At 63.0% G+C, this 7,611-nt stretch carries 8 protein-coding genes; 4 read left to right on the top strand and 4 right to left on the bottom strand.

Going from position 1 to position 7,611, the window contains the following annotated elements:
• Nucleotides 1-556: 556 nt before the first annotated feature.
• Nucleotides 557-1,825, top strand: coding sequence for a group II intron reverse transcriptase/maturase (gene ltrA / locus LDO54_RS01885; protein WP_224005359.1), 1,269 nt, complete (start codon nucleotides 557-559; stop codon nucleotides 1,823-1,825).
• Between the two features lie 211 nt (nucleotides 1,826-2,036).
• Here the strand turns inward: ltrA and LDO54_RS01880 are convergent, their stop codons facing one another.
• The 3 genes from LDO54_RS01880 to LDO54_RS01870 all read right to left on the bottom strand — a co-directional run bounded on the left by LDO54_RS01880 (nucleotide 2,037) and on the right by LDO54_RS01870 (nucleotide 4,872).
• Entirely contained in the window at nucleotides 2,037-2,474 is a 438-nt protein-coding gene (locus LDO54_RS01880) for an SET domain-containing protein (RefSeq protein ID WP_224005356.1), read from the bottom strand.
• A gap of 103 nt (nucleotides 2,475-2,577) precedes the next feature.
• On the bottom strand, nucleotides 2,578-2,982 hold the full coding sequence (locus LDO54_RS01875) for a hypothetical protein (protein WP_224005353.1): 405 nt from the start codon (nucleotides 2,980-2,982) through the stop codon (nucleotides 2,578-2,580).
• 150 nt (nucleotides 2,983-3,132) lie between these two features.
• Nucleotides 3,133-4,872, bottom strand: coding sequence for a site-specific integrase (locus tag LDO54_RS01870; protein WP_224005350.1), 1,740 nt, complete (start codon nucleotides 4,870-4,872; stop codon nucleotides 3,133-3,135).
• A 261-nt stretch (nucleotides 4,873-5,133) separates the two neighbouring features.
• Here LDO54_RS01870 and LDO54_RS01865 point away from each other — a divergent pair, with 261 nt between their 5' ends.
• The 3 genes from LDO54_RS01865 to LDO54_RS01855 all read left to right on the top strand — a co-directional run bounded on the left by LDO54_RS01865 (nucleotide 5,134) and on the right by LDO54_RS01855 (nucleotide 6,468).
• Nucleotides 5,134-5,478: a hypothetical protein gene (locus LDO54_RS01865; protein WP_224005347.1), complete on the top strand. Its 345-nt coding sequence runs from the start codon at nucleotides 5,134-5,136 to the stop codon at nucleotides 5,476-5,478.
• A 144-nt stretch (nucleotides 5,479-5,622) separates the two neighbouring features.
• Nucleotides 5,623-5,922: an H-NS histone family protein gene (locus LDO54_RS01860; protein ID WP_224005344.1), complete on the top strand. Its 300-nt coding sequence runs from the start codon at nucleotides 5,623-5,625 to the stop codon at nucleotides 5,920-5,922.
• Nucleotides 5,923-6,165: 243 nt separating this feature from the next.
• Entirely contained in the window at nucleotides 6,166-6,468 is a 303-nt protein-coding gene (locus LDO54_RS01855; RefSeq protein ID WP_224005341.1) for a hypothetical protein, read from the top strand.
• Between the two features lie 545 nt (nucleotides 6,469-7,013).
• Here LDO54_RS01855 and LDO54_RS01850 read toward each other — a convergent pair.
• The gene (locus LDO54_RS01850) at nucleotides 7,014-7,418 is read right to left on the bottom strand and encodes a hypothetical protein (RefSeq protein ID WP_224005338.1); all 405 of its coding nucleotides are present in this window, start codon (nucleotides 7,416-7,418) and stop codon (nucleotides 7,014-7,016) included.
• Nucleotides 7,419-7,611 lie beyond the last annotated feature (193 nt).

The raw sequence follows: 7,611 nt of genomic DNA, 5'->3' as shown, positions 1-7,611 counted from the left end.
TCGAGCGTCTCAAAATGGCGTGCGCCGTGAAAAGGCGGCGCTTTCCCAGTGGGTGTAAGCCCCACCCGGCGACCGCTCCAGCCGGAAGCAACCGGAGCAGCTATGGAGGTAACGAAATGGCTGAAGCCTTCGGTGTAGCGGGTCACAAATTACGGTGACAGCGCGAGTGTGCAGGCCGTAACGCGAGTGAACGCCGAGCAAGCCTCGAAAAAGACGATGCGCAGGCCGACCCGACTGCCATTCCGGGGAAGGCTGATACGACTGGACGAGTGAGCAGGCAGGACGTCTAGGCGCTGCGCCGGGGTAGTGGCGACAGCATGCACACAAGGGAAGCGCACGCAACACGGGAAGCCCCGTGGCGTGGTCAGGGAAGACCAACCGGACGCCCGCGAGGGACAGGCCGGGCGCCATGGGGTGACGGAGAGGCCCGTAGTACTGTTGAAGCCGGGTAATGCTGGTGGAGGAAAGGGGCCTCAGTTCAAGACCAACGCAATACGTAGTGAGGACGTGGAGATTGGGCAACCTATCAACTCCGATTCGTGTTCAGAAGCTGCAGATGGCGTTACACGCGAAAGCGAAGGCAGAAGCGGGGCATCGCTTCTACGCGCTGTACGACAAAATGTATCGCGAGGATGTGCTGGCGCATGCGTACGCCCAGTGCCGCTCGAATAAGGGCGCACCGGGTGTCGATCGGCAGGACTTCGCGGAGGTTGAAGCGTATGGGGTGCAGAAGTGGCTCGGCGAACTGGCGCTTGCGCTCAGGCAGGAGACTTACCGACCGGACCCTATCAGAAGAGTGTTTATCCCGAAGGCCAATGGCAAGTTGAGGCCACTGGGCATCTCGACCCTGCGGGATCGGGTGTGCATGACAGCAGCGATGCTGGTGCTCGAACCGATCTTCGAAGCGGACCTTCCACCAGAGCAGTACGCTTACCGCCCGGGGCGCAATGCCCAGCAAGCGGTGATCGAGGTGGAGGAGCGGCTGCATCGAGGGCAAACGGATGTCGTAGACGCCGACCTGGCGGACTACTTCGGCAGTATTCCCCACGCCGAACTGATGCTGTCGCTCGCGCGGCGCATCGTTGATCGGCGCGTGCTGCATCTGATCAAGATGTGGCTGGAATGTCCCGTTGAAGAAACCGACAACCGAGGCCGGAAGAAACGCACGACGCAGGCCAGAGACGGCCGGCGAGGTATCCCACAGGGCTCTCCCATCTCACCACTGCTGGCAAATGTTTACATGCGCCGGTTCGTGCTGGCATGGAAGAAGCTCGGACTTCAGCGCAGTCTTGGCAGTCGCATCGTGACCTACGCGGACGATCTCGTGATCTTGTGCAAGAGAGGCAAGGCCGAAGAGGCGCTGCTGAACCTGCGCGAGATCATGGGCAAACTGAAGCTGACGGTCAACGAGGAAAAGACACGAATCTGCAAGGTCCCGGAAGGAGAATTCGACTTCCTGGGTTACACGTTTGGGCGGCTGTACTCGGCGACGACTGGGCAGGCCCGTATGGGCATGCGTCCGTCGAGGAAGAGTATCCGGCGCATGGTCGAAAAGGTTCATGCGCTGACCGCTGCTTCGATGACGTGGATGGATACCACGGAGCTGGTTGACAGGTTGAACCGCACGCTGCGCGGCTGGGCGAACTACTTCAACGTAGGGACGTTCAGCCGCGCATACCGGGCGCTCGACAGCTATACCGCTGCGCGGTTGCGTCGGTGGTTACGGAACAAGCACAAGGTCAGGCGTCGTAGGGGCGGGAGCTATCCAGGCCCGCACCTCTACGGGCACTTCGGTCTCGTTCGCCTGCAAGGGCCTTGGAAGTGACTTGCCGTGTACGAAGGCGTGATGTCTTGTCCGAGAGCCGGATGCGGGAAATCTGCATGTCCGGTTCGATGAGCGGGGTGTGAAAACGGAACCATGGTCACGTTATTGGGGCACCGCCACACGAAAGAGGCGGCAACAGACAAACCTAGCCTAAAGTCACCGCGTCACATCTCGACTCTACCGCACGCAGACGGCCGCACCTGTGCGAAATTCAGACGCGGGCGAGCATGGAGCCGCGGCAAGTGCGCGCGCCGCACCGGCAGCGGTAGTCATCGAGCGATTTCCGTTGCCGGACGTTTGGCACTTCCAGGGCGTAGTCGATGAACAGTTCTTTGCCCGCGGGGATGCGTCGCGTCACCTCAATGAAGATTCGCCCGTTTTCTTCGACGGCTTCGCAGTTTGCGCGGCAAGCATGATTGAGCCACCGCGCGCTGTTGCCGCCGCGCCCGCCATCGATGACTCGCCCATCAGACAGCCCGAAAAGAAATGTGTGTCCCTCGACTTCGCGGTACGCGTAGTGACGCGCAGCTTCGCGCCACGAAGTCACCAGGCCCAGGTACTCCAGAACACGCTCGCCAGCGGCCAGCGTCTGGAGCGCAAAGACACCTTTGCCATGGATGGAAGAGCGCCGGACGGAAACACGTTTCATCGGTGGGGAAGCTGCCACTTGAGGTAATCGAAAGAGTATGCCCGGAAGGGATGCCGCGGAGCTCAAGCCGGTCGCCTGGAGACTGTGGAACCCGGCTGTCCCGTCAGAGCTGAGTGCCCGGTTCGGGCGCCGTTACGGGTTCATTCGCAGCCAGCGCGATCAGGCGGTCCAGATAGTCGCTGGCCTTCGCGAAGAGTTCGAGGCGAACGGTAGCTAGCATGTGGTCATATTCGTTGACGACTTCCGTTAAAGCGTCAACAAGGGCGGCGGAGAACCCGTCGATTTCGCCCGACCCGTCAAACGCAAGGAGTGCCTGCGCGAGGTGCTGCTCGACCTCCTCAATCCGGTCCGGGCAAACGCCGCCATGGCCTGCACGCGCGATGTATCCGCTGAGGATGCAGATCTGCGCCATATGATTGATCGCGCCGCGGTCGATGTCGCGTCGCCGGATGCGCTCAAGGACCAGCCGGGTGCGAAGGATCAGGTCGGTTGCCTTGTCGCGAGCCATGGGGAGCAGCAGCGCCTTTGAGCGTCCGGGAGTCAGGCGCGAGGGTTTTCTGTTTGGCATTGCAGCGTCCGGTCAGATCAGGTGCGAAACGACATGAGGGCGTCCGCGCACGTTTCAAGAAAAGGTGAGCTAAAACGGGATCACGAACTGTTACTTTCGGCCAGAGAAGGCGTCGCCGATCTGCCGGGCCCGCTTCACCTCATCGCTGTGCAGGTAGATCGATGTGGTTGAGACCGAGGCGTGCCGCAGGTTGTCGCGGACGGTCGTCAGTTCCGCGCCGCGCCCGAGCGCATGCGTCGCGTGGGTGTGCCGCATCCAGTGGGGACTGGCACGGCGCAATTTTTCGGCAAGCGGTGCGTGATCGGCTTCAATGGTCTTTGCGGCCAGCAGGAAGAAACGGCGCATCACCATCCACAGGCGCACGCTGCTGATGCCTGTGCCCGCTGCGGTGTCGCTGTCGGCCTCGAGGCTGCCGATGACCGGCGTGTCCAGCCGCCAGTGCTGCTGCGTGACCGGCAGCCCGCGTTCGGCCAGATAGCGCGCGAGGGCATCCCAGGCGAGCGGCGGCAGCGCGACGCGCGCGAGCTTCTTTCCCTTGCCCGTGACGCGCAGCCAGTAGTCGCCGCGTGGATCGGTCTCAATATGTCCGAGCGTGGCGCCGACGAGTTCGCTCGCGCGCAGACCCGTTGCGTAGCCAAAGTCCAGCAGGAAACGCAGCCGCTGCGTGGCCGGTGCCGACCAGCGCGGCGACGACCCGGACGACCACTCCAGCCCGTCGGCGATCGTGCGCACGAGTGCCCATTCGCCTTCGCTGAAGGCATGCGAGACATCGAGGACATTCGAACCCGTCGCCTCGCGCACCTTGACGCCTGCAAACGGATTGGCCAGCACATAGCGCTGCTCGATCAGCCAGCGGAACAGGGCGCCGAGGATCGACAGGGCGTGTGCGACGGAGCGCGCTGAGAGGCTTCCATTGAACGGACGCCAGTCGGGCGAGGTTCGGGGGCGCACCGGGCCGACCCAGCGGGTACGCGGCGAGGGGTGGCGCAGGAAAGCCCGGTAGGCGATGGCGTCCTCGGTCGTGAGCGACGACAGCGCCCGGCCGCGCTCGACGATGGCCCACAGGATCAGCCTCTCGGCTTCCTTGCGGTAGGTGCGTTGCGTCGCAGGCGACTCGTGCAGGGCGAGCCATGTCTGGACGGCCTGATAGTCGTTGGTCGCGTCAAGCGTGCAGGTGGCGGCGGGTGCGCGGAAAGTGCCAGCGGAGCCATCCACCTCGTGCGGCAGGCTGATCGATTCCCACGGCACGACGGGACTATGCCGGCTCGCCACGATCAGCGCACGCGCTTTCCCGGTGAGCGCCGGCCATGCGGCGAAAAACGTCTCGATGGCGCGGGCGCTCGCCGCGCCCAGCCCAGGCACGGCCTTCCACCACTGGCGGCGTCGCGGAATGCGTACGGTGAGATCAGCCAGTGTCGTGATGCCATACGCCTGCAGCACGCGCACAGCACGCGGCGCGAACCATTGGGCGATGTCGTCGGCTATCTGAGGCTCGGATGGGCGGGCGGTGCGCAAGACGTCAATCGCCTGCGCGACGGCCTTCGCGTGCCGCGTGCGATCCTCCGCGGGGTGGCCGAACAGCGTTGCCAGGTCGTCGCGGTGCGCCGCACGCGCGAGCGCCACCAGCCTGCGCCGGATGCGGCCGAGCACGCCGCGCGCCGACTTTCCGTCACCTAGCGCCGAAGGCAGATAGCGCTCGACAGCGGCGCGCACGGCGACGCCCGCATACCACGCGCGCAGGGCGGCGAGTTCCGCAGCATCGGGGAAGCCAGAGGATTCCGGAGTATCGGGATCGGCCGGCGCGGGCAGGGCAGTGTGACGCGTTTTCATACCACCGAGTTTACTTGATAAACAGGTGCGTTTTGATAAGAAAACTTATCCTAATAGTCGCATAGCATGTCGTTTTTCTCGGATAACTTGGGATCTGTGGTGCGCGCCGATGGTGTTCCACAGCGCTCTGACAGCTTCTGCAACGGTCAGTGGCTGGCGAGGCGCTAGCTGCGGAAGGGATTTGCCGCGCAGCGCGATTGATGCCAGGATGAGCAGGTCGCCAGGCCCTCCCCGCAGGTCAGAACCGCATTTCCCCACGCCATGGCCGTCCGTTTCGAACTCGTTGCTCTCGCGCTGCCCGCCGGCTGCGCCCCCGAATCGCTTCCGCCGCCGGTCGCGGCGCTGGTCGCCGCGTGCTGGCCAGGTATGAGCCGCACCCAGCTGGTTGATCGTGCACGGCGCCTGGCCCTGCGCATGTCGTTGCGCGCCCGACCTGAATCCGGGCCCGACGGCCTGCAGCTGTATTCACTGGTGCTGGTGGCGGAGGACGTCCGGACCGAGCTGGTGGCCCACGTGCGCCGCCTCGCGCGTCGTCGCACCGCTCGCCGCGCGAAAGTTTCATTGCCGCCTGCACGCGATGAGCGGCAGCAGGGACTCTTCTTCTAGTCACTTGTGGGCGAGCGCCGGAGGCGTGTCGGGGTGCGTGTGCCGGGTCCGACGCCCGTTTGAGACTGAGTGGGCAGCCACTGATCGCACCGCCTTGAAGCGGGCTATGATCGCCATCATCATATCCAGTCGGGGAGATAAATCTTGGCAACATACAGGGAGCTCAAGGCCCAGATCGCCGAGCTGGAGGCACAGGCGGCGGCCGCCCGGGCGGCAGAGCTTCAGGATGTCCTCGCGGACATCCGGGCCAAGGTGGCCGAGTACGGGTTCACCGAACAGGACATCTTCGGACTCGGACGGGGCTGGCCGAGGAAGACGACCGGAAGCGCTGTGCCGGCCCGATACCGTGACCCGAAGACCGGGGCAACCTGGTCCGGCCGGGGCCGGGCGCCGAACTGGATCAAGGACGCGAAGAACCGTGACCGATTCCTGATCGGCAGCTAGATCTGCACGCAGGAAAGCAAACGTCAGGCGTGATTCGCTTCCGCGAACGGGCAGCAGGCGGGGTGTTGCATCGGCGGTTGACGGTCAGCGAACACGCGCAACGACATCGGGTGAGGGGCCGACGTGGGCCGCCGGCGTACGCGAAGCGCTGCCGGCCGCCGGCGCATGCATGCGGCAACCGGCGTGACGTGTTTGGCGCCAATCCCGGTGCGTAGTGCAGTACGCCCGGCGGCTCCGCGTAAAATGCGCATACGATTGAAAATTGCGGAGCGCAGGTTGGTCAGGCCCAGGAAAGCAGCAAAATTGAAGGTTGTCGCAGTCCGCATCGATCCGGGCATTGAGCGCAGGCTCCGGCTACTGGCTGAAACGAGCGGCCGCAAGCCGTCTTTTTTCCTGCAGCAACTGATCGAAGGCGGGATCGGCGCGCTCGAGGAGGCCTGGCTACCCCCGGACCGGCTGGCGCAGGTCCGCGCCGGCGAGGTGCCCGAGCCCGCCGCGTTCCGGACAGCTCCCGATCTGTTCGACGAACCGGAGTTTGAGCGCTGAAGGGTTGCGTGCCCAAAGCGCCAGTCCGGTGCCCACTGACTGCTCACGCGGACCTGTGCTGGGATGGATGCGCTCGTCGAGCCGATTCCCCGGGGACACGCTATTTTCCACTTCGTTGGATCGCCCAGCTGTTCCGGGGAAACGAACAGTTGCGGATCCGCGCGGTTTTATAGTGCCGGAACAAATTTCACTTCTGGACTGGATCAACTTTTACTTCGTCGGACGGTCACCGAGGTGACAGTTTTGCTTCCTCTCGGAACGCAATAAAACCGTCACTTCGCCTCAGTTCGCATTAAATCTGACTTCGCATCGCAATAGCGGCGACCGGAATTCCCGTGGCTCGATCGGCGCGAATGCAGTTTCGTTGAAAAACGCTTCTATATCGCTAATAGGGCTTAGCGACAGGGCCGCGGTTCGCGGCAGTCTCGCCGCGTGCATGGCTCCGCGAATGACCGGTCTCGGGAGATGCGTCAGGCGCTACCCGGCCACTTTGAGACCTTCGGCACCCCGCCCAAAATCGTGAACAATCGATGGTGAAGATGTGATTACGTCAGTCTTTCGAACCCGCGCTTGAACCGCGCTGAAACCGGCTTCGTCGCGATCGGTGCGAGACCAAGCACGATTGCAAGGAATCCAACTTGGCCTAAATAGAATGGCGCGAGCCATTGATCGTTCGCCGCGACATAGTACGTGTTGTGAATTACATCGCTTACGATAATTGCGACAGTTAGCCAGATTCCCGACCTCGGCTTAGCAAACAACAACACGGCGGCAAGGGGATCAAGAATAGTCAGCAAAGCCCAATAGACCTTGCTCATGAAGGCAATCTTGTTTCCGTAGCCGTAATCCCAGAGCAAACCATGCTGCAAAATGGCGCGGGCGTGATTGAAGGTTGCGGCAAGAAGGCATAGTGCGAACAGAATTCGGATTACGATCGGCGCTCGAAGCATTTTGACTCTCTTGGGAGGATTTGCGCCGAGACTACCAGACCGAAATTGCTGTGACGATCGCTGCGGGGCGTGTCAGTTATTGGGAAACCGGGAAAACCGATGCGCATCGAATTATGCCTTTTGCATGAGATGTGCGCACCAGACGATTGTCAGGCTCGGTCGTGGGGCGCTGCACGGCCAATTTCGGTCGTTC

It is taken from the genome of Paraburkholderia tropica, from assembly GCF_914484835.1.
GTDB lineage: Bacteria > Pseudomonadota > Gammaproteobacteria > Burkholderiales > Burkholderiaceae > Paraburkholderia > Paraburkholderia tropica_A.
The sequence above is the reverse complement of the archived record's forward strand: the minus strand, read 5'-3'. Positions and strand labels throughout refer to the sequence as shown.

What these genes read in the sequence shown, in the direction of transcription:
- ltrA (WP_224005359.1), top strand. Translation starts at nt 557, where the DNA reads ATGGCGTTACACGCGAAAGCGAAGGCAGAAGCGGGGCATCGCTTCTAC.
- LDO54_RS01880 (WP_224005356.1), bottom strand. Translation starts at nt 2,474, where the DNA reads ATGAAACGTGTTTCCGTCCGGCGCTCTTCCATCCATGGCAAAGGTGTC.
- LDO54_RS01875 (WP_224005353.1), bottom strand. Translation starts at nt 2,982, where the DNA reads ATGGCTCGCGACAAGGCAACCGACCTGATCCTTCGCACCCGGCTGGTC.
- LDO54_RS01870 (WP_224005350.1), bottom strand. Translation starts at nt 4,872, where the DNA reads ATGAAAACGCGTCACACTGCCCTGCCCGCGCCGGCCGATCCCGATACT.
- LDO54_RS01865 (WP_224005347.1), top strand. Translation starts at nt 5,134, where the DNA reads ATGGCCGTCCGTTTCGAACTCGTTGCTCTCGCGCTGCCCGCCGGCTGC.
- LDO54_RS01855 (WP_224005341.1), top strand. Translation starts at nt 6,166, where the DNA reads ATGCGCATACGATTGAAAATTGCGGAGCGCAGGTTGGTCAGGCCCAGG.
- LDO54_RS01850 (WP_224005338.1), bottom strand. Translation starts at nt 7,418, where the DNA reads ATGCTTCGAGCGCCGATCGTAATCCGAATTCTGTTCGCACTATGCCTT.